16 protein-coding genes are annotated in these 23,859 nt (G+C 51.5%); 4 read left to right on the top strand and 12 right to left on the bottom strand.

The window, feature by feature from the left end:
• Nucleotides 1-66: 66 nt before the first annotated feature.
• The 3 genes from EKM91_RS06090 to EKM91_RS06080 all read right to left on the bottom strand — a co-directional run bounded on the left by EKM91_RS06090 (nucleotide 67) and on the right by EKM91_RS06080 (nucleotide 3,707).
• Nucleotides 67-846, bottom strand: a complete 780-nt coding sequence (locus EKM91_RS06090) for a putative ABC transporter permease (protein WP_125751354.1) — start codon at nucleotides 844-846, stop codon at nucleotides 67-69.
• An 82-nt stretch (nucleotides 847-928) separates the two neighbouring features.
• On the bottom strand, nucleotides 929-2,263 hold the full coding sequence (locus EKM91_RS06085; RefSeq protein WP_125751351.1) for an MATE family efflux transporter: 1,335 nt from the start codon (nucleotides 2,261-2,263) through the stop codon (nucleotides 929-931).
• 85 nt (nucleotides 2,264-2,348) lie between these two features.
• Entirely contained in the window at nucleotides 2,349-3,707 is a 1,359-nt protein-coding gene (locus EKM91_RS06080) for an amino acid permease (protein WP_125751391.1), read from the bottom strand.
• A 141-nt stretch (nucleotides 3,708-3,848) separates the two neighbouring features.
• On the opposite strand from EKM91_RS06080, the gene mmuM reads away from it, so the two are divergent.
• Nucleotides 3,849-4,784, top strand: a complete 936-nt coding sequence (mmuM, locus tag EKM91_RS06075) for a homocysteine S-methyltransferase (protein WP_125751348.1) — start codon at nucleotides 3,849-3,851, stop codon at nucleotides 4,782-4,784.
• A gap of 115 nt (nucleotides 4,785-4,899) precedes the next feature.
• Here the strand turns inward: mmuM and EKM91_RS06070 are convergent, their stop codons facing one another.
• Nucleotides 4,900-8,427, bottom strand: coding sequence for a MucBP domain-containing protein (locus tag EKM91_RS06070; protein ID WP_125751345.1), 3,528 nt, complete (start codon nucleotides 8,425-8,427; stop codon nucleotides 4,900-4,902).
• A 182-nt stretch (nucleotides 8,428-8,609) separates the two neighbouring features.
• Complete coding sequence (locus tag EKM91_RS06065) at nucleotides 8,610-10,001, bottom strand: amino acid permease (protein ID WP_125751342.1); 1,392 nt, start codon at nucleotides 9,999-10,001, stop codon at nucleotides 8,610-8,612.
• A gap of 300 nt (nucleotides 10,002-10,301) precedes the next feature.
• Between EKM91_RS06065 and EKM91_RS06060 the strand changes: the two genes are divergently transcribed.
• The gene (locus tag EKM91_RS06060) at nucleotides 10,302-11,246 is read left to right on the top strand and encodes a Dyp-type peroxidase (protein WP_125751339.1); all 945 of its coding nucleotides are present in this window, start codon (nucleotides 10,302-10,304) and stop codon (nucleotides 11,244-11,246) included.
• A gap of 137 nt (nucleotides 11,247-11,383) precedes the next feature.
• Here EKM91_RS06060 and EKM91_RS06055 read toward each other — a convergent pair whose 3' ends face one another.
• Nucleotides 11,384-12,070 carry a TerC family protein gene (locus EKM91_RS06055; RefSeq protein WP_125751336.1) on the bottom strand — a complete coding sequence of 229 codons (687 nt, stop codon included), beginning with the start codon at nucleotides 12,068-12,070 and terminating at the stop codon, nucleotides 11,384-11,386.
• 200 nt (nucleotides 12,071-12,270) lie between these two features.
• Between EKM91_RS06055 and EKM91_RS06050 the strand changes: the two genes are divergently transcribed.
• On the top strand, nucleotides 12,271-13,164 hold the full coding sequence (locus tag EKM91_RS06050; RefSeq protein WP_125751333.1) for a DMT family transporter: 894 nt from the start codon (nucleotides 12,271-12,273) through the stop codon (nucleotides 13,162-13,164).
• A gap of 139 nt (nucleotides 13,165-13,303) precedes the next feature.
• Nucleotides 13,304-14,518: a Zn-dependent hydrolase gene (locus EKM91_RS06045; RefSeq protein WP_125751330.1), complete on the top strand. Its 1,215-nt coding sequence runs from the start codon at nucleotides 13,304-13,306 to the stop codon at nucleotides 14,516-14,518.
• A 148-nt stretch (nucleotides 14,519-14,666) separates the two neighbouring features.
• Here EKM91_RS06045 and EKM91_RS06040 read toward each other — a convergent pair whose 3' ends face one another.
• The 6 genes from EKM91_RS06040 to EKM91_RS06015 form a co-directional block, all read right to left on the bottom strand.
• A complete protein-coding gene (locus tag EKM91_RS06040; RefSeq protein ID WP_125751327.1) occupies nucleotides 14,667-15,137 on the bottom strand; it encodes a flagellar basal body-associated FliL family protein in 471 nt (156 codons plus the stop codon).
• A gap of 2 nt (nucleotides 15,138-15,139) precedes the next feature.
• Nucleotides 15,140-16,501 (bottom strand): LysM peptidoglycan-binding domain-containing protein, encoded by a 1,362-nt coding sequence (locus EKM91_RS06035; protein WP_125751324.1) that lies wholly within the window; start codon nucleotides 16,499-16,501, stop codon nucleotides 15,140-15,142.
• A 170-nt stretch (nucleotides 16,502-16,671) separates the two neighbouring features.
• Nucleotides 16,672-17,517 carry an SDR family NAD(P)-dependent oxidoreductase gene (locus EKM91_RS06030; RefSeq protein ID WP_125751321.1) on the bottom strand — a complete coding sequence of 282 codons (846 nt, stop codon included), beginning with the start codon at nucleotides 17,515-17,517 and terminating at the stop codon, nucleotides 16,672-16,674.
• 152 nt (nucleotides 17,518-17,669) lie between these two features.
• The gene (locus EKM91_RS06025) at nucleotides 17,670-19,598 is read right to left on the bottom strand and encodes an acyltransferase family protein (protein WP_125751318.1); all 1,929 of its coding nucleotides are present in this window, start codon (nucleotides 19,596-19,598) and stop codon (nucleotides 17,670-17,672) included.
• On the bottom strand, nucleotides 19,561-19,953 hold the full coding sequence (locus EKM91_RS06020) for an MORN repeat-containing protein (protein WP_125751315.1): 393 nt from the start codon (nucleotides 19,951-19,953) through the stop codon (nucleotides 19,561-19,563). The genes EKM91_RS06025 and EKM91_RS06020 overlap by 38 nt, the downstream gene beginning before the upstream one ends.
• A 193-nt stretch (nucleotides 19,954-20,146) precedes the next feature.
• Nucleotides 20,147-23,713, bottom strand: a complete 3,567-nt coding sequence (locus EKM91_RS06015; protein WP_225419456.1) for a LamG-like jellyroll fold domain-containing protein — start codon at nucleotides 23,711-23,713, stop codon at nucleotides 20,147-20,149.
• Nucleotides 23,714-23,859 lie beyond the last annotated feature (146 nt).

Here is a 23,859-nt window from a genome sequence, read left to right as displayed (position 1 = left end):
GGCGTTTGTGTCGCTAGGCGTGGCTAGACGGAGATGTCTTAGTCACGTCGTTTTTAAGTCACGAAATCAGCGCTTTTTGGACTTCAACAAAGCCACAAGATCTTCAATATCCTTAGCAGGGGTATGCGTATCACGCAATTTCAGATGCGGGAAACTCTTAAGCAAGCGCCGCTGTACAGCATTCAACCGCGGCACCTTAGCCCGTGCGTTGGCATCGCTTTGAAACGCAGCCAGCCACGCCCGTTCTTCACTCAACTCTGAGGTGACACGCTCATGCAGCTGTGCTTTTTTGGCTTCGATGGTATCGCCAATGCGCTTGGTCGCCGCACCAAATGCCAAAGCATTAGCTAAGGTGAAGCCAAAGTCAAAGCTGGCCATGACCAACAAGGCGATCGCCGCAAAGATCCCATAATGCGCCGCAAAAAACAGCACCCCCGCCGCCACGAATGGGTGGATCAACTTGACGATCACCACCACGCCAATGCCCCAAAACATCGAGATCGGCAAAGCGACGCGACCATTGAGGTTCAGCGGGACCTTGCTATAGTCCCACCACCGGGCGTGAAAGAGCAATTCCATCAGCCAGCTGGTCAAATATTCGATCACGGTGATCACCAGCGCACTCAAGACATATAAGACCAGCAGGTTATTTTGCCATGGTGCGATCGCGGCTAACACCGTCACCATGCTGAAACCATACACTGGAATGATCGGCCCGTTCAAGAAACCTGAATTGACCCAATGCTTTTTTTGCACGCTGACATAACCGCTTTCCCACAGCCAGCCAATGAACGCATAAGCAAAAAAGTACAACACCCACAGCGTAAATTGTTGTTGAAAAGCCATGACCCGCCTCCTGTCTCTTAAGACTAGTTTACCAACCGCCCCTAGTCGGTGACAAGCTGGCTTCCAATTGGCGCCTCACAGCTTATGATGATCGGCGTGCGAGCTTGCGCCAGCCGTGCGCATACAACCCCCAACCGCAAACAAAGGTGAGGATGTCCGCTCCTGCTTGCGCCCAAAGCACCCCATGATACCCCCACCAATGCGCAAACAATGTGATGGTCAAGGCAAACAGCACCCCTTGGCGCGCCAACGCCATCACCAAAGCCGCAAGCGGCTGGCTGGTGGATTGAAAGACCGTGGTAAAGACTAAGATCGCACCGATCGCCGGAGTCGTGATCAACAACGCGCGCAGCATCAAACTGCCTGCCGAAACGATGTGCGGCAGCGGCATAAACCAGGCGATCAAATGCGGGGCAAACACCATCAAAAGCCCGGCGCAAACCACCGCATACCCCACTTCAACCAAAAAATCATACCGCAAGATCGCCTGTAACCGCCGGCGATCGCCAGACCCAAAATTATAGCCGATCAAAGGCTGCGCACCAAACGCAAACCCGACCATCACTAACATCACGACCATATAAATTTTTTGGCTGATACCCATTGCTGCCACCGCTTCGGCACCATAATGCGCCAAGCGCTGGTTGAGCAGCATGGTACCAAAGCTTTGCATAAAATTGGTCAAAGACGCCGGGATGCCGATGCTAATGATCGCCCACCAGGCTGAAGCGGTGATACGCGCGCTTTTTGGCGCCACACTAAGATATTGCGCATCATGCGCGGTGAACCATACTAATAATGCGGTATTCAACGCATAGCCTAAGACATTGGCCAACCCCACACCAGCAGCGCCCCAATGACACCAAAACAAGAAAATGGGATCTAAAATGATCGCCAACGCGGTGCCGCAAGCCGTCGCAACCATCGAATGTTTCGCCAAGCCTTCTGTCCGAATGATATTGCCTGGTACCAGTGATGTGATAATAAACACCGCCCCCAGCGCCAGCATGCGGTAAAATCCCGCCGCATATTGCCGGGTGGCCGCGGTGGCCCCGAGCCAAATGAGCACCTGATTTTCGCCAGCCAACAGCGCAATGGTGATCACGAGACTTAAGGCGATCGCCGCATAAAAGCAAAAACTGCTCAACTGGCGGATCTTTTCATGTGCGCCAGCACCCATTAACCGCGAGATCAACGCACTGCCGCCCAGGCCGAAGATATCACCAACTGCCAGCATGAATGAAAATAGCGGTGCCCCTAAAGCCACCCCGGCAACCAAATCGGCATTGCCGGTTTGGGCCACAAAAAACGTATCCGCCAGATTGTAGACCATACTGGCCACCATGCCGATCACCACTGGCAAGGCCAGTTGGCGATAAGCTTGTGGCACCGGAGTACGCGCAAATAATTCTTCCATCAAAAGTCCTCCAGACATCGACTAATCTCTGGTCGCTCGCCCGCTTGGACTTGCCAGATCTTGATTTAACACTGACTGCTCGCATTCACGCGTTAGGTGTGCGCTGCTTGCGGCGCCAATATTCTCGCGCATAATAAAACGCATAGCACAACAAGACAAATGGGATCATATAATACAGCGACGGTCGCTGCGTCGGATCAAAAACAACTAACACGCAGGACAACAAACTCATGATCAAAGCCGCCCATGGCACCAGCGGATACCAAGGCATTTTAAATTTTAACGCGGCGACTTGATGGCCATCTGCCACCCATTGCTTGCGAAAGTTCAATGCGGATAAGGCAATCACCATCCATACGATCACCACTGCCAAGCCGGAAATTGAAACTAAGACCAAATACACCGTATCTGCGGCAAAAACACTGGACAATAACGCTAAGATCCCTCCGATCATGCTTACGCACAAGGCCTTAAACGGCACCCCATGTGCATTGGTATGCGCAAATTTGGGACTGATCATCCCTTCATGGGCCAATGACCACAACATCCGCGTAGACGCATACAAGCCTGAATTGGCAGCAGACATGATCGCCGTTAAGACGACAAAATTCATGATATCGCCGGCGTAAGGCAAGCCGATGCTTTCAAAAACCAACACGAATGGGCTTTTGGTCACCCCTGCTTGTTGCCAAGGGATCAATGCGGCCATCACAAAGATGCTGCCAATGAAAAAAATCACCAACCGCAACAATGTCGTATGGATCGCTTTGGGGATGTTTTTTTCTGGATCTTTGGTTTCACCAGCGGTCACCCCGATCAATTCGGTGCCTGAAAAGGCAAAGTTCACCGTTAACATCGTGGTGAAAACACCTTTAAAGCCAGTCGGAAACCAGCCGTCTTTGACGAGATTATGCAGCCCTGGTGCGCCTTTTCCGCCAGTCATTGGCAACACCCCAACGATCGCTAAAGCGCCTAAAATAATAAACAAGATGATCGCAACCACCTTGATACTGGAAAACCAAAACTCGGCTTCGGCAAAAAATCTCACCGATAACGCATTGACGGTAAAAATCACCAGCATGAACAGCGCGCTCCACACCCATGTTGGGCTGTGCGGGAACCAAGTGCGCATGATCAAACCCGCCGCGGTAAATTCAGATCCTAACGCTACCGTCCAAGTCAGCCAATACAAAATCGCCGTAGTGAACCCGGTTCCCGGGCCGATAAACTTATCGGCATACACATGAAACGATCCGGTTTCTGGCATTGCAACCGATAATTCTCCCAAACACAACATCACCAGGTAAACCACCACCGCCCCGATAGCATAGGCTAAAATCGTGCCGATCGGACCAGCTTGATGGATCGTGTAACCGGAACTTAGAAATAGCCCTGTACCGATCACCCCGCCTAAGGAGATCATTAATAAGTGTCGCGATTCCATTTTTCGTTCCAGCGTCGTGTGTGCAGCCAAATTACCGTCTCCTAATTCATCTCTGAGTTGCACCCGCAAAATTTGCACAGCGCTGTTAATTAGATTAACATTAATACTCAATAAACGTAATAGCAGAAAGCAGGTCACGCTATGTCCAAATTAAATGCTTTATTGCAGCGCCAAACCGTTGTGATCAATGACGGTGCCATGGCGACCGAGTTAGAAAAAGCCGGCGTGCCCACTAACAACGCCTTATGGTCGGCAATGGCACTGCTCACCGACCCGCAGGCGATTCGTGCCGTGCACCGCAGCTATTTTGAAGCCGGCGCCAACATCGCCACAACCAATTCCTACCAAGCCAACCCGCAAGCCTTTGTGAAACTCGGCTTGTCAGAAAATGCCGCTGATCACTTGATCCAACAAACCGTCACGCTGGCAAAAGAAGCGCGCAGTGCGTATCTTGCTGCCCACCCCCAGCGTGCAGACGAGTTGCTGATTGCCGGATCGATCGGCCCCTATGGCGCCTATTTGGCAGACGGCAGCGAATATACCGGGGCTTACACGCTGACGCAAGCGCAATACCAGGCTTTTCATCGCCGGCGGATGCAGCTTTTGGCCGCTAGCGGCAGTGACTTTTTTGCCTTTGAAACGATGCCTAATCTGCAGGAATTAACGGCATTGGTCCACTTGCTGGAAAATGAGTTCCCGACGATGACGGCTTGGGCGTCTTTGTCCGTTGGCGACGCCCATGATCAACTTTGCGATGGCACCGCGCTTGAAGCGGTTTGCCAGCTGCTGAATGAAAGCCCTCAAATCGAGGCCATCGGCATCAACTGCACCGCGATGACCAACGTTGCGCAGACACTGGCCGTGTTGCGCCCATTGACCCATAAGCCACTGGTCGTTTACCCCAACAATGGCGATCACTATGATCCCAGCGACAAAACTTGGCATGTCACCCCTAATGCGCCTAGTTTTGCGGCGCTAGCCCCGCAATGGCAACAAGCCGGTGCCAAGATCATTGGCGGCTGTTGTCGCACGACCCCGGCAGATATTCGCGCGATCGTCAAAAGCTGCCAAGGCTAACGACAGCCGCCTGTTGTTAGCGCCAATAGGCTTTCAACAAACCACAAAAAACCGCCTCAAAACTGGGATGATCCCCGGTTTTGAGGCGGTTTTGTCTTTCCAAACGCAACCATGTTTAACGTTGACGATACCGCTTCAACCCGATCAAAGCGCCGAAGCCGGTCAACAACATCGTCCCCAGCACCGCCAAAGGCCGTGTCTGCTGCTCGCCGGTTGCCGGCAGCTGTGCTCTTGATGCTTGAACGCTGCCCGCTTGAATCTGATTCAGCGTTTTAGCGGCCGCCGTCTCTGGCAGCTGTGGTGCCGGCGCGGCTGTAGTATTTGGCAAGCTGATCCGGGCTGGCTGGCCTTGATCAACTCCGCCACCATTGCCGGTATCTGGTGTCGTTGGTGTCCCGCCGCCGTTGCCGGTGTCCGGTGTCGTTGGCGTCCCGCCGCCGTTACCGGTGTTTGGTGTCGTTGGCGTGCCGCCGCCGTTGCCGGTGTCTGGTGTCGTTGGCGTACCGCCGCCGTTGCCGGTGTCCGGTGTCGTTGGCGTCCCGCCGCCGTTGCCGGTGTCTGGTGTCGTTGGTGTACCGCCGCCGTTGCCGGTGTCTGGTGTCGTTGGTGTACCGCCGCCGTTGCCGGTGTCTGGTGTCGTTGGCGTGCCGCCGCCGTTGCCGGTGTCTGGGACACTGGCATGATCCGTATAAACCAGCGTGATCTGTTGAGCCGTTTGATTGAATCGGCCACTCAATGCCGCTGAACCCGGTCCCATCCCGACATAAAGATAACCTGTCAGTTGTGGCGGGGTCACTTGATAGCCATTACCAATATAGCCGGTCTTCACCACATCAGGACGGATCTGCCGACCGGTTTTATCTACATAATGGATCGTTAAATCGCCTGCTGGCACCGGTTCTGGTATCGTGCTGGATTTACGCTGATAAACGAGCGTGATCGTTTGCGCATCGGCTTGCAGTTGTCCAGTTAACCCAGCTGAACCCGTCCCTAGGCCAGTATAATCATAATCGGCAAACGTGTCCGGGGTGACGGTATACCCATTGCCCACATAACCGGCTTTGGTCGTAGCCGGTTGGATCTGGTGACCGTCTTGATCGACATAGTTGATGGTCAAATCGCCAGCTTTGACCGGTTGCGGAACCAGGCCTTGCTCTTGATGGTAAACCAAGTCGACCGTTTGGGCACTGGCAGTAAATTGCCCGCTGACTTTTCCAGCGCCGGTAATGGTATAACCATTGAGCTTATCGGCGGTGACCGTAAAGCCATTGCCCACATAACCGGACTTGGTGAGGGCAGGTTGTAATTCGTGACCCTTTTCATCCACATACCGGATCGTCAATAAGCCGCTTGCCTGTGGCTTGTCGCTGATACTGTCTGCAGGTTGATAAACTAAAGTCACCGTTTGCTTAGCGGCAGTTTGCGTCCCTTGCAATGCGGCCGATCCGGCAGCAACATGGTTGAACGTATACCCAGTGATCGTGTCAGGTGCAACGTGGTAGGTATCACCGACATTACCGGTTTGCGTATCGGCTGGCTTGATCTCATTGCCGTTAAGATCCACGTAACGGACGGTTACGCCGCCGGCTGGTTGCGGGATAGCACGGTAAACATAGGTAAGCACCTGCGGATCAGCAGTCAGCGTGCCGCTTTCAGCAACAGAGCCGGCTTTGATTTGGTCAAATTGGTAACCGGTAATTGTCGGATGACTCAAGGTATAAGTGTCGCCGACATGTCCCGTTTTGACGTCAGGAGCTTTGATCGGATCTCCAGCTTCATCCACATAGTTCACCGTCAAGCCGCCAGCAATTTTTGGTGCTTCATGATACACCAGTGTGACTGTTTGCGCGGCCTTGCTGAATTGGCCGTCCACAGCCGCCGAACCTGCTTGAACATGATCGAAGGTATAGCCAGCCAAGTTGGTATCCACGTGATACGCGTCGCCGACATAACCGGTGGTTACCGTTGGGGCTTTGAGCTGATGACCTGCTTCGTCAACGTAATGTACCGTGACATCCCCGGCATTTTGTTGATAGACATAAGTAATCGTTTGCGGGGCTTTGGTCAACGTGCCAGTATCTGCGGCTGAACCAGCTTTTGCTTGCGCGAAGGTATACCCGGCAATAGTCGCCGGAGCAGCGGTATAAGCATCACCCACCATCCCTGTTTTGGTGGTTGGCGCTTGCAGCTGGTGGCCTTGCGCATCCACATAATTGATGGTCAAGCCGGCTGCTTTTTGCTTGTAAACCAACGTCACATTCTTGGTGGTATCGCCAAATTGGCCGGTTGGTGCGGCTGAATCAGCTGCAGGCCGATCATAGATATACCCCGCCAACGTCGTATCCGCTTGGTAATCATCACCCACAAACCCGTTTAAGTGTTTGGTTTGCAAGACGTTGCCGGCTTCATCAACATAGGTCACATTGACTTGGGAAGCTTTGGCATAAGCCAGCGTCACCACATTTTTGCTGTCATCAGTCCCTACCGTCAAAAATTGCGGCGTCTTCAACCGGTAACCGCCTACCGCTGGGACGGCATAAGCTGCCGTTAACGGCTGGCCATCACCATCCACAGTCGGCGCAGTGGTGCCTTCAGGATAAAACCCGACGACATTCCCAGCGTTGGCTTTGATCCCAGATTGGCTCGGACCGCTGACGCCCGCAGGCAGCCCAGTCGAGCGAATGCTTAGCGTTGCCCCAGCTGGCGTGTAGCTGTAGCTGTTGATCGTCGCTTGATAGGCGGCTTTAGACTCAGCGGTCGCCGCAGAAACACCTAAAGTGTAACCTTGGCCGACCCAGTTTTCAGGCACTTGATACGTCCAAGTCTGCAGCGTCTCCCCATTAGCACTTAGAACATGTGTGGTGATCATCCGCGTGTTTGGATCATAGCTCATCCCGAACGTATACGTGATCGTCCCGGTACTCCCTGCAGGCACCGTTATTCCGGTATCGATCGGGGTGTCGATCGGATGAGCGGCATCCCCATTCGATTCATAGATCAACCAGCGCTCAGCAGCATACCCGGATATTTGCGTCAAGGCATTGGTCGAAATATTGAAACTGACGATCTTGTCAGCCCCCACTGCATTCGAAAGGCCTAAGTCATAACCGGTTTTGGCAGTGGCTAAAGCAGTCGTAGCATTGACCGGCTCAAAGAACAATGCAGTGCCATCACCACCCACCCAATCTGACATTTCTGGACTCCAAGCCACTGCCATGGTCAGATTTAAGGCAAATTTCGTCGTGAAGTCAATTTGTTTGTTAGCTAACAGCAATACCATGCCAGGCCCATAACCATTAGCTGTCGACTCATGGCCGGTCGTGAGTTGCACAGTGTTGCCGGTGATCGGCTTTTGTGTGCCGTCTTTGTCGGCCGCCGTGAAATAATCCGCCATATTGGCATTGGTGACGGTGATCACCCCGCCAGTTGAATTGTGCGGATCGACTGAGTAATTTCCGTTATCATCTTTGGTCGTAACGATCGGCGTTTGCCCATCTGCAAGCACCGTTTGCATGCCATGCGGCGTCAACGGTACCGTCACCGTGACCATACCTACGCCAAAAGTGAAAATGGCTGCGGCAATCCAAATCTTACCATCTTTATATAATTTAACATGCCGTTTGCTTGATTTCGCGTTGAACATTGTGCTGCCCCCTTTGATCAGTGCCACGACGGACTATCTAAGCTTTAGTATAAAGTCTATAAAAAAACTTTTAAGTCATCTTTATATATAAATTGTTTGTCAAAATTGGCGAATCGCCTCATACCGGGAAAAAGCGCAAAAAAAGTCAAGCTGCTGTCACAGCTTGACCACTAAATTCATTTTCAATCATTGATATCCACGCCAGCTTCGATTCCTTGCTTGCGTGTCGTTAACTTGATGATGGTCATGAAGCCCACCGTCCAGATCAACCCGCCTAATGCCGGCCAAATGCCATCACCGGTAATAAAGAGGCTTAAATAAATCGCAATGAAAAAGCCGATCACTAACGGACTGGTAAACTTATACGCCGGCATCAAAAACCCGTCTGGCTCGAAGTCTTGCGACTGGCGATACTTGCGGTGCGCCATCATCGTCAGTAAGTACACGATGATATACAAATCACTAGACACGCTGGCAATAAAGGTAAAGGCATTAGAGATCTGCGGCAAGGAATTCAAGATCGGGCCGATCAAGACCAGCGCGGCCGAAAATAAAATGCCGCGAGCCGGCACGCCGGTTTTGGAGATCTTGCGAAAATGCCGCATGAACTTTGCATCGGTATCCAAAGCCAGCTGATAAAAATGCCGGCCTGCAGAATACATATAGGAATTCAAAGCCGATGCTGCCGCAGTCAAAACCACGAAGTTGATCACAGCCGCGGCTGCTTTGAGTCCTGCCAATTGGAAGACTTGCACGAAAGGACTTTGCGTCGGATCCAAGCTGTTCCATGGGTAGATCGCCATGATCACCGCGATGGCGCCGATGTAAAAGATCAACACCCGGTAGATGATCTCATTGATCACCTTAGGCAAAACCTTGCGCGGGTTCTTTGTTTCACTCGTAGTGATGCCAATGAATTCCATTCCTTGAAACGCAAAGAACACCATTGGAAACGCCGCGACAAAACTCATAAAGCCGTTAGGGAACATGGCAAAATGGGTCGTGATATTACCCAAGCTGGCATGACCGATCGGCGTCTTGTAGTTGGTGAAAACCATGAAGCCTCCGACCAAGATCATCACCACGATGGCCGTGATCTTGATCATTGCAAACCAGAACTCTGCTTCGCCAAACAAACCGACAGCGATCAAGTTGATCGCCACCAAAATCGCCAACACACCGAGTTGGATCGCCCAAGTATACCAACTTGGGAACCAATACTGCACATACTTGGAAACCGCAGTCAATTCTGCCATCGCGACAAAAATGATGCCCAACCAGTAAGTCCAGCCCGCGAAATACCCTACTTGATCGCCTAAATACTTCCCAATGAAAGAGATAAACGTGTGCTTATCAGGGTCGTGATACATCAGCTCACCGATGCCGCGCATCATCAAGAAGAAGATGATCCCTAACACCAAGTAAACTAAAAGGATCGAAGGACCGGTTTTCATGATCGAATTGCTGGCGCCAAGAAATAGCCCCGTACCGATCGTCCCGCCAAGAGCGATCATTTGGACATGCCGCTTGGTCAATTCACGTTTGGTTCCGTCTGCGTTTTGCTGCTCTGCCATGCACTTGTCTCCCGTTCATCCAGATTACATGCTTCGTTTACCGAACCATGTCACTGCCATCTATCTTAGCTTTCGCTAACCGCCGCTGGCAACTGCCATCCACCGCCAAAAGTGGCGCCAGCCGCGCGACAACAGGCTTGCATGATCAATATGAAATTTATTAAGAGTTACATGAATTTTGTTCACCTGATTTATAATGAAGCCCGGCGGTAACGAATGCAGTTTCGCTAAGGCGCGATCAATGCTACAATCGAGGCGTACAATTTAGAATTATTCTCATCTGCTAAAGGGGGAGTCATTTTGCCAATCGACTTAAAAGACGTCCAATCCGTATACAAAGACGCCGGCGATAACATCATTTTCACCACTATGGACCTCAAGCGCCAAGATCACGCGGCGGATCTGGAGGCGATCCAAGACCTCGCGGAACATATTCCTGCCTTCTCGAATTCGCTGAACGTGCGTTACCCGGAAGCGGGCTTGGCCGTTGCATTCGGCTTTTCGCGCAAAGCCTGGGACTACTTGTTTGCCGAGCAAAAGCGGCCGGCTGAGTTGGAAGAATTCACCCCGATCACCGGGCCTAAATACACTGCCCCAGCCACACCTGCAGACTTGTTTTTCCATATTCGCGCTAAAAACTCTGCGGTACCATTTGAATTTATGTCCATGGTGATGGATCGCATCCGTGATCACGTCAATGTCTTGGATGAAACTCATGGGTTTAGATATTTTGAAGGGCGCGCCATCATCGGTTTTGTGGATGGTACGGAAAATCCCAGCGCCTTAGATACCCCTGATTATGCTTTAGTCGGTGATGAAGATCCCGCATTCATCAATGGTTCATATGCCTTCGCGCAAAAATACTTACACAACATGACCGCATGGAACAAACTCAAAGTCGAACAACAAGAACAAGCGATCGGCCGCAAGAAGTTCAATGACGTCGAGCTGGATGACGACCAAAAAGCGCCTAACGCTCACAACATCGTCTCCCAAGACAACCACGACGGGGTCGAGCACAAGATCGTGCGCATGAATGTGCCTTTCGCGAACCCTGCTGAAGGCGAAAACGGGACTTACTTTATCGGCTACGCCCGTCATTGGGACGTGACCAAGCGCATGCTGTCCGGGATGTTCACGAAGTCTGACCGCTTATTAGACTTTTCAACGCCGATCAGCGGCGAAGTCTTCTTCATCCCTTCTTTAAGCGTGTTAGCCAAAATCGCTGACGGCGAAGCGCTCTAACACGAGTGCCTTTAAAGCCCTCAGCACGGGTGGTTGATCGATCACCCGTGCTGAGGGCTTTTGCACCGCACAAAAAACGGCTTTGCCTGAGACCAAGTGATCAAGTCCTGAGCAAAGCCGCTATTTTGTTCCCATACCTAGTGTTCTTCTTCATCGGCACGCGTATGTTTTTGTCGCCAATAATGTAAGCCGATCGTGAACCCAAACGCTAATAACACAAAGATCGAAAAGAAGGTATTCGACACTTCGATATCGATCATTGGCAAACTCAACCCGAGTTTGATCGCGATAAAGCCGATCAACACATAGGCCATCGTCAATAGCTCTGGGATCCGCGCTAACAATGCGATCATCATTTGGGCGACAAACCGCATCGCTAAGATCCCGATCATCCCGCCTAATAAGACGATAACCGGATTATTGTCTAAAGCCAGCGCCGTTAAGATCGAATCAATGGAAAACACAATATCCAAAAGCACGATCGCCGCCACTGTTCCCCAAAAAGAATGCGGCTTTGTCACAGGCGTTTCATCATGTGCGGTTTGCGGCTGATGTTGTTCATAGAAAAAGTGTACCGCCATATATAATAGGTATGCCGAGCCAAGGGCCTTGATCCCCCAAAACTTGATCAAATAACTGCCCAACCCGATCGCGATAAACCGAAATATGTATGACCCCCACAATCCCCACATCAGCGCCGAGCGCTCTTTTTTGGGATCGCCTAAGGTCGCGGTTTGTGCCGCCAACACCACGGCGTTATCAACTGACAATAAACATTCCAATATGGCCAGGGTGAGAATCGTCATCAGTCCTGAACCAGTCATGATCGCGGCGTGCCAATCTGCCGCCTCAAAAAACGGCGCATATAACTTGATGAGTGTGTCGATGAGTCGTCCCTCCTTCTGACTTATTCACTATTATACTAGAGTTTTCACTAAAATCTCATAAAATCAAAGCGAACCCATGATTATTTTTTACGGTACCAGTTAAACGTGTTACATTGGATTGACTGGGGGGGTTGAAGATGTCTATTTCAAAAACGCGCGCCAACTTGATGTTGCTCAGCGCAGCAGTGATCTGGGGGGCCGGTTATCTGCTTTCTAAACTAGCCACTAATGCCGGCATGCATGCGGGATTGATCAATGCGATCCGCGGTTTCATCTATGCCGGCTTGGCTTATTTATTCTTTCATCGTGCGATCAATCACATGACAAAAGCCGACTTGCGCGTCGGATTGATTGCTGGCGGCATCAATTTCTTAGGCTACCAGCTGCAAACCATTGGCCTCATGTATACGACTCCGGCAAACAATGCCTTCTTGACCGCGATCTATGTCGTCTTGGTGCCCTTTATTGTCTGGCTGCTGTTTCACCGGCGGCCCGAACCCAAAAGCTATCTGGCGATCATGATCTGTATGCTCGGGATGGCGTTTTTGACTGGTGTCTTTTCCCACGGCTTGGCACTGCATGTCGGTGATGCCTTAACGATCTTGTCGGCGCTTTTTTATGCCTTGCAGATCGTGTATTTTGGCAGCGTCACCGATTCAAGTCCGTGGATCATTGCATTCATGTTAGGCATCGTGCAAGGCGTTGGCGGCGCTATATATACCTTATTGTTCGAACAGCAAACTTTTGCTGCCATCGATTGGCAAGCAGGTCTATGGCCGGTGATCGCACTGGGGATCGTCTCCAGCTTTGGCGCCCAAACCCTCCAAGTTGTCGGCCAGCGTTTCACTGATCCCACCCCCGCTGGGTTGATCTTAATGACAGAGTCCATGTTTGGCAGTGTCTTTTCAGTCGCTTTCGGGTTTGAACCCTTCACCAAAGACTTATTGATCGGCGGCAGCTTGATCATCTTCGCCTTGCTGCTGATGCAAGTCGGATTGCGCAGATTATGGCAGTTCCGCCGACGCGCTTGATTCTTTGGCCCGGCAGCAGCCTTGTGATTCCAACCATTACAGCACCCATCAAGATACTCGAGCCCGCCTGCCAATTGACTTTTGAGAGCTTTAAGTGTATTGTCATCAAAATGCCATTTTTGGCTCAGGAGGATTTTAGATGACAGAAACACGTGAAGCAGCAAGTGATTTTCTCGCTCGTTTAGGACAATTCGGTAAAACTGGTGAAACTGGGGTCACGCGGCCGGTGTACACCGACGCTTGGATCGCCGCTGTCTCTTGGTTGCAAAAAGAAGCCCAAGGCAAGCACATGGACGTGAGCGTTGATGCTAATGGGACAACGTTTATGAGTTACCCAGGAAGCGAATCGACTGAGATCGTCGCTGCAGGCTCACACATCGACTCCGTGGTCAACGGCGGCCGCTACGACGGCGCTTATGGGGTGGCTGCTGCCTATTTGGCGATTACTGATCTGTATGCTGAATATGGTCAGCCCAAGAAAACCATGACCGCTGTGGCCATCAGTGAAGAAGATGCCGCGCGTTTTCCGACCACTTTTTCAGGTTCCAAGCATTATGCCCAAGTCGCCGAAACCGACCCAGATATCAAAGACGCTGACGGCATTACTTTCGGTCAAGCCCGAGCGCATGCGATCGCGGCTTTGCCTGCGTTTGTGACGCGTCAAGATCAACCTCTGCCAAGCGAATGGTTTGAGTTGCATATCGAACAAGGCCCAGTCTTGGCAACAACTGGCATCCAATTAGGCGTGGTTTCGAGCATTTGTGAGCTCAAGCGCTTCAATGTGACCTTGACCGGCCAAGCCAATCACGCCGGCACTACCCCGCAACATCTGCGCAAAGATCCGATGAAAGCCGCAGCCCGCATGATCACAGCTTTAGATGACTACGCCAAAGCAGTAGGCGAACCGCTCGTCTTCACCGTCGGCAGCCTGACGGTCGAGCCTGGTGCATCCAATGCGATCCCGAGCCAAGTCGTTTTCTCAATTGATGTCCGTCATCCTAAAAAAGCCGTCGTGGACGATTTTGAAGCTAAGCTCAACGAACAGATCGCCGCTTTGACCACGGTCAGCGGCTATGTCGACTCGTTGATGGAGCCTTACCCAGAAGTGGTCATGGATGAACGCTTGCAGCATCAATTCGCTGAGATCTGCGAAGCAAAAGGCTATCGCTATCAGGTAATGCCATCTGGTGCTGGTCACGACACCCAAATCATGAATCGCAAAACGAAAACGGCGATGTTATTCGTCCCAAGCCGCGACGGGATCAGCCATTCACCCGCAGAATACACGGCGCCCGAGGATCTAGAACGCGGGATCGCCGTGCTTAAAGCCCAACTTTATCGCGAATGCTATTAAGCCCTAAAAAAGGCTCTGCCGACCGGCGGGTTGCAATATGACCCTTGGGCCGGTCACATCATTGACAGATCCAAACACCAAAAAGACGTTGCCAGTTGACAACGTCTTTTTTGGGCCTCATTTGCGGGTCGCAGCCGGCAAATCACTTTTAGTTGATCTGTTCAAACGTGGTCTTGGTCTTTGCTTGACCTTGGCCGGCTTTGGCGATTTGATAAGTAAAACTGTGGGAAGTGAGCTTTTTGCCCAACGTCAAGATCCCATTGTATTGCCACTGTGAGACTTGACCGTCTTTATCTGCCTTAGCTAAAGTCAACGAATTGGCGCTAACACTATAATTCCAAGTCGCGTCTTTAGATTGGGCAGCGTAAGCTTTATCAAAATCTGCTTGGCTGTTAGCGGCAGTCAATGCGGTATTACGATCGGGATTGACCACGGCCTTGTCACCAGTAGTCGCAAACGTCACGTATAGGGTCTTATCTTTAGAGACACTTTGATACCGGAACGTGTTGCCCGGAATTTTTTTGGCTGCTGCATGACTGACGTACCAATATCCGCCGCCACCGATGGCAAGGATCAGCACGATGATCAAGCCAACGATCGTCCATCTTTTCTTATGCATGCTTAGTAATCCTCTTCTGTCGTATCATCAGATGTCGTGTCGCTATAGCTGTCATCGGTATCTTCATCACCGGTATCATCATAGTCAGAATCAGAATCTGAATCATCAGTGCTGCTGTCGTCGCTGGTATCCGTATCTTCATCACTGCTATCTGCATCATCTGAGCTGCTGTCTGCGTCAGCATCGTCACTGTTGGTAGACACATTGAAATCAAAATCGGACCCGTCTTGAGTGATCGTGACATCGATTTCATCAGCACTATCTAAGTCACTGAGCTTGCTGTCAGTATCAAGCTGGTCGTAAACCTTGTCAGCTAACTTGACCGCATTCTTTTTCGTCAGTGCATCGCTGCTTAACGTGACTGTCTGATCATCTGAATACAAGGTATCCGCATCGGAGTCGTCACTGGTGGTGTCTTCATCGCTGGTATCCGAGTCATCACTGGTGGTATCTTCGTCGCTAGTATCCGAGTCATCACTGGTCGTATCTTCGTCGCTAGTATCCGAGTCATCACTGGTGGTGTCTTCATCGCTAGTATCCGAGTCATCACTGGTCGTGTCTTCATCGCTAGAAGCGCTGCTGGAATCAGAATCGTCACTGGCAGTATCAGCCGAGCTGTCATCGCTATCGTCTTTAGCGGTGAAGTCAACGCTCAACTGGTCCGCTTTATCCCCAGATAGTCCCAGCTTGTCTGCCAGTTCACTTTGAACAGCGGATTCAAAGTCATCCTCAGACAATGTTGTTGCACTAGTGGTGCTGCTGTCATCACTGCTGGATTCACTAGTCGTATCCGCGGCACTGGCAGTTTCAGAACCATTGTCTTTCGGTGAAACATACTCGGTGGTGTTATTGACTTGCGTGGCTTCAGCATGTTGTTTGATCGTGACCGGAGAATTATCGATATGGACAGAGTGGTCGCTATTATCGGTGTAACTGTTGATCGTGACTTGGGTATAGGCAACATGCGTGCCATCCCCTTCATAATGCCAATCGGTTGGCACCACGCCGTCACGGTTCAAGATCAACACATCCCCTGCATAGATCAAGTCGATGTTTTGGATGTGGTTGTCATAAGCTAATTTCGCGACAGAAATACCTGTTGCCTGCGAAATACCGGATAATGTATCCCCCCACTGGATCACATACCGGGTGCCGCTGAGACTATTCACATCAATATGTTGCGCGGCGATATTGGTTTTGATCTGAGTCGACGAATTGGCTACCCAATTGGTAATATCCGCGCGCTCCGCATTCGTTTGACTCGTATAAAAACTGTCGGCTAAGGCCGTCGTCGTTCTAGTCACAAACGGTACGAACAATAACGCCCCAGCTAATGAAGCGCCGACGATCCGCTTTTTATTCATGTTACAGTCCTCCAAAAAAATTTTTGACTACCCCACAGTAGCTTTACCTTATCATACGCGTTTTAATAAAATAAATGAACTACTTAGCCGTAAATTACTCTGCTTCTAAAAACCCTGCAGCCCGTATTTTGCCGCTTTTAACATGCAGACGCGCCGAAACAGCGCGACTGTCACTTGGCCCGCGCGTATTTTGCAACGCCAAGTGCCAAACGGCTGGCCCAAGCCATGAGCTGGGCGAACATCTCCGGATGCACGCGGGCAAACCGGGCAACCAGGCGGTCACTGCAGGCATTGAAGTAGCGCCGGTGCGGGCGTTTGGCTGTCGCCGCTTGATAAAAAACTGCCGCCAGATCAGCAGACGTCGCCGAAGAAGTCCCCAAAAACCGCTCAAACACGGTCAAAAAGCCGGTGGTCAAAGCCTGATACGGCGAATCTGGGTGCAAATTCGCCTGTGCATGTTGCATGGCGATGGTGGACCAATTCGACTCCGTGCCCCCTGGTTCGACCACTATGGAACGCAACCCAAATTGGCGGATCTCAGTATCAAGCGTATCAGACCAAACATTCAACGCATGTTTGGAAACGTAATACCACCCGCCTAGCGGTGAATACATGTCCCCGCCGATACTGGAATTGTTAATGATGCGTCCGAATCCTTGCCGACGCATTAACGGTAACACCAGCTGCGTCAGATCTGCCGCCCCTAACAAGTTGGTTTCTAACTGTTGCCGCGCGGCTTTAAGCGGTACTTCTTCAAGCGGCCCAAATTCGCCGTACCCGGCATTATTCAACAACACATCCAAGCGCGTTTGTCCCGTCATTGCCTGCGCTACAAATGCTGAGTTGCTGGCATGATCAGTCACATCAAGCGCCAAAGGATGAATGTTCTCGCCGGTAGGGATCAATTGTGTACGCCTTGCACCGGCAAAAACTGTCCAGCCGTGTTGCGCGAACAATATCGTTGCCGCCTTGCCCATGCCGCTAGATGCCCCGGTGATCAGAATCGTTTTTTGCATAGCGCCGCCTCCTAAATTGGTTAGCTTCAGTGTAGCACCAACCCGCTAGCTCTGGGTGCTTTTTCAACTCGTGCGGTTTGCGCTCACACATTAAAAAACGTCCTTGCAAGACGATTCAGTGATTGAATCGTCTTGCAAGGACGCGAGCGGCTCTATTTGCCTTTAGCTGGCCGCTTGGCGGCAGTGATCAATGCGGCATTGATCGTTTCCGCATAAATCTTATCCCCAGCGGCACGCCCGGCAAAATGCACGCCATCGGTGCCGGCAAAGACTTCCGGATGCTGTGCAGCAACTTTTTCCCAATCAGCCACTGTGATCCACGGATATTGAGCGGGTAACTTCCGTTCGATCACTGCCAATTTAGACGAGTTCCAATCCGGGGCAGCCTTTTGATTATAAGGTGTCATCAAGACTAATTTATGCCCTGGTGCCAAGTCTTTGAGCACCTTTTGAAGCTGTTCGGCATAATCATCTAACGCATTCGTGCCAATACAGATCACCACGAACTCACGCAGCTGTTTGGCTTTTTGCTGCGCCATCATCACTTGATAAGCCAAGTCCATGGTGCGATCGCCTTCTGCATCCACGGCCGAATCGGCCACATGCGGCTGCAGATATCGACGGGTCCCTAAGGTCACAGAATCACCAATGATCGATACGCCGCTAGGGATCCCGTGTTTGGCAGCCGTACTTTTTTGATTATGGCTGCGGTAATCATCAGTATCGTGGCTGGCCACAGGAACTGGAGCGGCCGGCTTAGGCTTTTCTGCTGCCATCGCCATTGCGCCTGCTTGATCCGCTTGGTCGCGGTCTTGATAGAGATTGCCGATCCACAAGGTTTGTTCAAGTTTGGACATCGTCGGCGCGGATTGGATCCGCCAGCCGCTGACTGCCACTAAAGCGATAGTCGCCAAGCTTATTGGCAGCGCGATCCGCCAGCCGCGCGGCCGCCATGCCAATAAGTGCGCCGGCCGACCGGCGATCACAGGTTCCACGACATAATACGACAAGGCAGATAAACACAGCCCTAACGCAACGGTCAACACGACCGCCGCAGTGTTGTTCATTAAGCGGGAAAAGATCACGTATAGCGGCCAATGATACAGATACAAACTATAAGAAGTATCTGCTAAAAAGGTGATCACCTTAGGTTCTTTGGCAAAAGGCGTATGCTCATGCAAGATCCGAGCCGCAACAATCATCACACATGCCAAAACGACGGCAGAAACCATGCCGAACGTATAAGTCGCCAGCTGATCGAATTTCAAGGTCAAGCCCAGATAACCTAAGGCGCCTGCGGCCAACACCATCACCAAGCTCGCTTGCCAAGCTGCCGTTTTGCGACTCAGCCAAGCCAGCGGCTGGCTGACTGTAGTGATCCCACTAAGGGTACCGACCACCGCCCCCAGATAAAATGGAAAACTATGCGTCACGCTGGAAAAATACACTGGCGAAAATTCATGCAGTCCTTGCGCGCGCCACGCCATCGCCGCATAACTGCCAACTGCTAAGACTGCCGCGACCACGCCTAAAGCTGCCCGATAATGGGCAAAACGGCGATAATCGTCGCCGCCGTGCCACAAAAACAGCCGCGCTAACACCCAGCTGACTAAGCCCCACAAAAGGTAAAAGTGCATTTCCACGGCCAAAGACCACGTGTGCACAAAAAGATGCGGGATAAACTTCGTCTCATAGCTGCCGCCAGTGGCGATTTCAAAATAATTCGTCACAAAGCCTACTGCTGCTGCCACCTGCTGGCCTAACCCGGTGATCATGTCAGGCGTGACAATCAGCGTTAGCGGTACCACGATCAACACCGCCAACACTAGCGGTGGTACGATCCGGTAAAACCGGCGCCGGTAAAACGCCAATAAGTGAAAATCACGCGTTCGTGCAGCTTCGTCGACCATCAAACTGGTGATCAAAAAGCCTGAAAAGGCAAAAAAGACGTCAACGCCAATAAAGCCTCCAGGAAAGCGCGTCTGAAAAAAATGATAAGTCAGTACTAAAATCAACCCGGTGATCCGGACTAAACTAAACCACTTAATCCTTTTCGACTGATGTGTGGTTGAATACCCCATTGTTGAATGTCCCCTTGTATGTCTTATGTGCAGTTGTCAATGTTCCTTGGCCTTGCATCACACCGGCTTTAAATTGGCCTTGATATTGCCAACCATGGTGGGAGGTATAAGTGCCTCGACCATTAAAGCGGCCCGCTTTGAACGTTCCGCGATAATGGTCGCCATTTTTAAAGGTCAGCGTGCCTGGACCGCTGAATTTGCCTTTGAGTACTTGACCATCATAGGTGATGGCCGCTTTGTCGAGGGTATAATGGGCGCTATGGGCTGTCGCCGGGCGCAACGCGAACCAAGCCGCCGAGACGATCAATAAGACTGTCACCAGCTCAGCTAACGCGCGCAAACGAGAATATCGCAAAGTATGTCGCTTCTTTCATGCAGAATAATCCTATTCTAGCTAAAAATTAGTAACTTTTATATAGGTAAACAACATTTCTCTGAATTAATTTTTAGACTTGCCGTCTTCATTGCCGATCCAGCTACCAACAACGCACAAAAACCGTGAGGCGATCCTTGGCATCAGGCGCGACTCACGGTCAATGTTTTAATTATTATTGTTGCCGGCGACGATAGACATACGTGCCACCGATCACCACGATCAGCAAACCACCTAACAACATCAATACGACGTTCTTTTGTTCACCTGTCAAAGGCAAATCTGCAGTTGCACCATCGTTAGCGGCTTGATCAGCAGGTTGAGCTGCTGCGCCATGGTTAGTTGCAGCACCTGCTTGGTTCTTCTGGTCAGAGCCAGGTGTTGGCTTGGGGGTTTCACCAGGCTTTTGCCCTGGCTTCTCGCCTGGTTTTTGTCCTGGCTTCTCGTTTGGCTTTTGATCCGGCTTTTGATCCGGCTTTTCACCTGGTTTTTGATCCGGCTTCTCGCTTGGCTTTTCACCTGGCTTCTCACCTGGCTTCTCACCTGGCTTTTGATCCGGTTTTTCAGGTGTTGGCCCTGGGACCACCGCAGACTCTTTGACTAATACCGGCTTCAGCTCGCCTGCTGCCACATACGGGACCGCGCGCGTTTGTTGCCGCGTCAAATAGGTTTCTAACGGTACTAAGCGGACGTTGGTGACGGCTGCTTTCGGGAATTCAGCCACTTTTGCTTTTAAGCCATCGGCAAAATTACCCCGGGCCACGATTTGATACGTCTGCCCAAAGTCGGTGCTGGTTTCAATTTGGTAACGGGTGATGTTCCCGTTGGAATCACAGTGATAACTATAACCGGCGTACGGTTGGTAATAGATCCCGCTGACCGGTGTTTTCTTGTCGAAGCTGAATTCAACAGCAGCTTGCTTCAAATCAGCGTTAGGTTGCGAGTGCCAACTGGTTTGGCGCTGATCGTCATTCAAATACGCGGCTGGTCCTTCTTTGTGGGCCGTATCTTCTGACGTTTGGCTGGCCGCTTTGAGCTGATAACTCGACTTTGGCAGCACGGTTGCCGTTGTTGCTGGGTCAACGCTGGTCACGTCAAAATCCAACCGCTTCGTTTCACGCCACTGGTCATGGGCAAAATCACGCATCCGCACCGTTACTTGACGCCCATGGACACTGATTTGATACCCGTTTTGGCCTTGGCGATTGCTCCCATAATCAGCGTTGACAAAACTTGGCATATCGACCACATGGCCATAGCCTTGGGCAAAATGATCGACCAGATCTGGGCCATTATGCACGTGCCCGGTGAACGTTACCGCTTGCGGATACGCCTTCAAAGCGGCCTTCAATTCTGTTTCACCACCAGCGATCCAATCGGCGCGTTCATGGTCACTGGTCCCTTTGAACGCTTGGTGCAAGGCGATAAAGATCGGCTTATCCGCACGCGCGTCGATGGCCAGTGTTTTTTTCAACCAAGCGATCTGCTCAGCTGAAATATAGGCTTGATCTTTTAGATCACGTTCAGTATTCAACGCGATGAAATGATACCCATGCACCCATTGATCCCAATACAATTGTCCGCGCTTGCTTGGATCATCATGCGTCCGGGAATTGACCATGTAAGGACCATTGAACTGCAAGTATCGCGCAAACGCTGGCGTCGTGCCGCCAGGAGCAGTCGTCGGGATCTGCGGATCGCTTGGCTGGCCAATGTTTGGCGTGCCTTGCCAGCGCACATCATGATTCCCATTGGCCACGATCGGCACCTTGCGTGCAGTATAGTGCTTGATCGTATCATAAAATGTGGCGTCTTGGGCCACGGTCCCATAATCGGTGTTATCGCCGGTAAACATTACGGCATCTGATTGCGGGCTCAAGGCATTGAGATCTTGCATCGCCGTGGCAAATTGGGTCGCAGATTGACCGCGCCCAACGTGGACATCTGAAAAGACATTAAAGGTCACATCCGCTTTGGCCTCAGAATCCAAATAATATTCCTTGGTCAGTTCGTAGTCCCGTAATGTCCGCGATACATCCCCGCTTTGAGCGTTCAAGGCGTCTAAACGCTTTTGGATCGCTTCGAGGGCTTGTTTTTTGTCTGCATCAGCTTGTGGATGAGCGTGCTCAAAGTCCGCCGCTTCATGCGCTTTAAGATCACCTAGCACGGGCAGATACAACCCAGCGCGTTCGCCAGCCGACAGCGGATGAGCGTAAACATTCACTTCGTCAACGGTAACATCTGAAACAGAATAATGATGGCCTGCATCTGTCCCTAAGGTCAACCGTCCATCATCTAACGCGCCGCTTAAATTGCCCAGCGGTGCCGTTGCCAGCGGCTGTTGGGTATTATCCACGTACAATGCCAACTGTTGTGCCATCCGGTCGACAGTCGTGACGACGAAATGCCACTGACCATCATTTAACTGTTTGGCTGGGGTCTTAACGTTGGTGCGTCCATCAGTGGCCGTCATGGCTAAGCCTTGTTGACTGCGCGCGATACTCCAGCCAGGCGTTTGCGCCGTTTGCCAATTTTTTACCCCAAAAAGCGCATCGCTGCTCGGCGCATCTTGGCTCTTATACCAAAAGCTGGTACTGAAACTGCCGGCGCCAAGCTTGACCGGGCCAAAATCGATAAACTGCGGCTGGCTGCCGGCCCGATTGACCAAGCGCACAGCCTTGCCTTTCACCCCGTCGACAAAAGTCGGCTGGCCGGCTACAGCACCGGGATGATGGCCTTGCGCATCCCCGGCATCATTATGATCAAAATTTGCCTGCAAGACATGATCCACAGTAGCTTGCGGCGTGGCCTTGATGGCTTCTAATAACGCCTGCAGCTGGGCGTTCATGCTGGTTAGCTGTTGCTGGCTGCCATGCCCAACCAAAGCAGCGATCGCAGCAGCCAGCTTGTGCGCTTGCGCATGCTGCTCAGCGGTGCCTAAGCCAGCTGTGTGTGCGGCTTGCAGCATAGCTTCAGCATCGGCGCTGGTACTGGTTGCTAAGGTGTCGACATAGCGCCGGGCGATCAAGCTTTCCGGCACGGTGCCGCCATACATTACCATTTCATCGATTTGGCCGTCTAATAGTCCGTATTTCCCGCGGCTATCAGCACCGATGACGATTTTTTCGCCGTCAGCCGTCGTGTCGACCAACCCTGCCAATGAGTTGCTGGAGCGGCGTTGGCCGTCCACATAGGCGGTTAAATTACCGCTGCGATCATAATTGGCGACAAATTGATGCCATTGGTCATCATGCACGCCGCCGATGCGTGCGGTTTCGACCCGTGAATGTCCATTGGCCAAGTTGATCCGTACATCATTGCTGAAATTGCCGACGACAAACCCTTTATTCGAGCCGGAATTATAATCCTTGTTCCCGATCACGACGCCGCCGCCTTCAGTACCGACTTTGGTCTTAAACCAAAAACTTAAAGCGAAATTGCGCTTGCCAAGCGGCAATGTGGTCGCATCACCAACGGTCACATACTGATCCGCCGCCTGCCCACTACTGCCGTGTTGATTGGTAATATGTAAGGCTTGGCCACTGACCCCATGCGTATATTGCGGTGAACCGGTGACTTGACCATTGTGTTGCGCCGTAGCGTCTTTGGCATTACCGTCAAATGACCAATGGGCCAACTCTGGCGGCAGCGTCTCTGTCGCATGGATCGTCGTGAGAGGTCCCGCCTGACCAAACAGGATACCTGCCGTGACAGCCAGGGAAACGAGTCGCGTTTTTCTCATCAAAAAATATCCTCCAATAGCATGATTTAATGCTTTATCACCCTATCACGCCACTGGCAGACCCTACTATCGCATTTTCGCAATAATTCAGTAAATGTTTTCGATGCTTAAGTTTACGCCTGATACACCCAACTATTAATAAATTG

This window comes from Lacticaseibacillus baoqingensis (genome assembly GCF_003946165.1).
In the GTDB taxonomy this organism is placed as follows: domain Bacteria; phylum Bacillota; class Bacilli; order Lactobacillales; family Lactobacillaceae; genus Lacticaseibacillus; species Lacticaseibacillus baoqingensis.
Note: the sequence above shows the minus strand (reverse complement) of the source record. Positions and strands in the feature narration are given on the sequence as shown.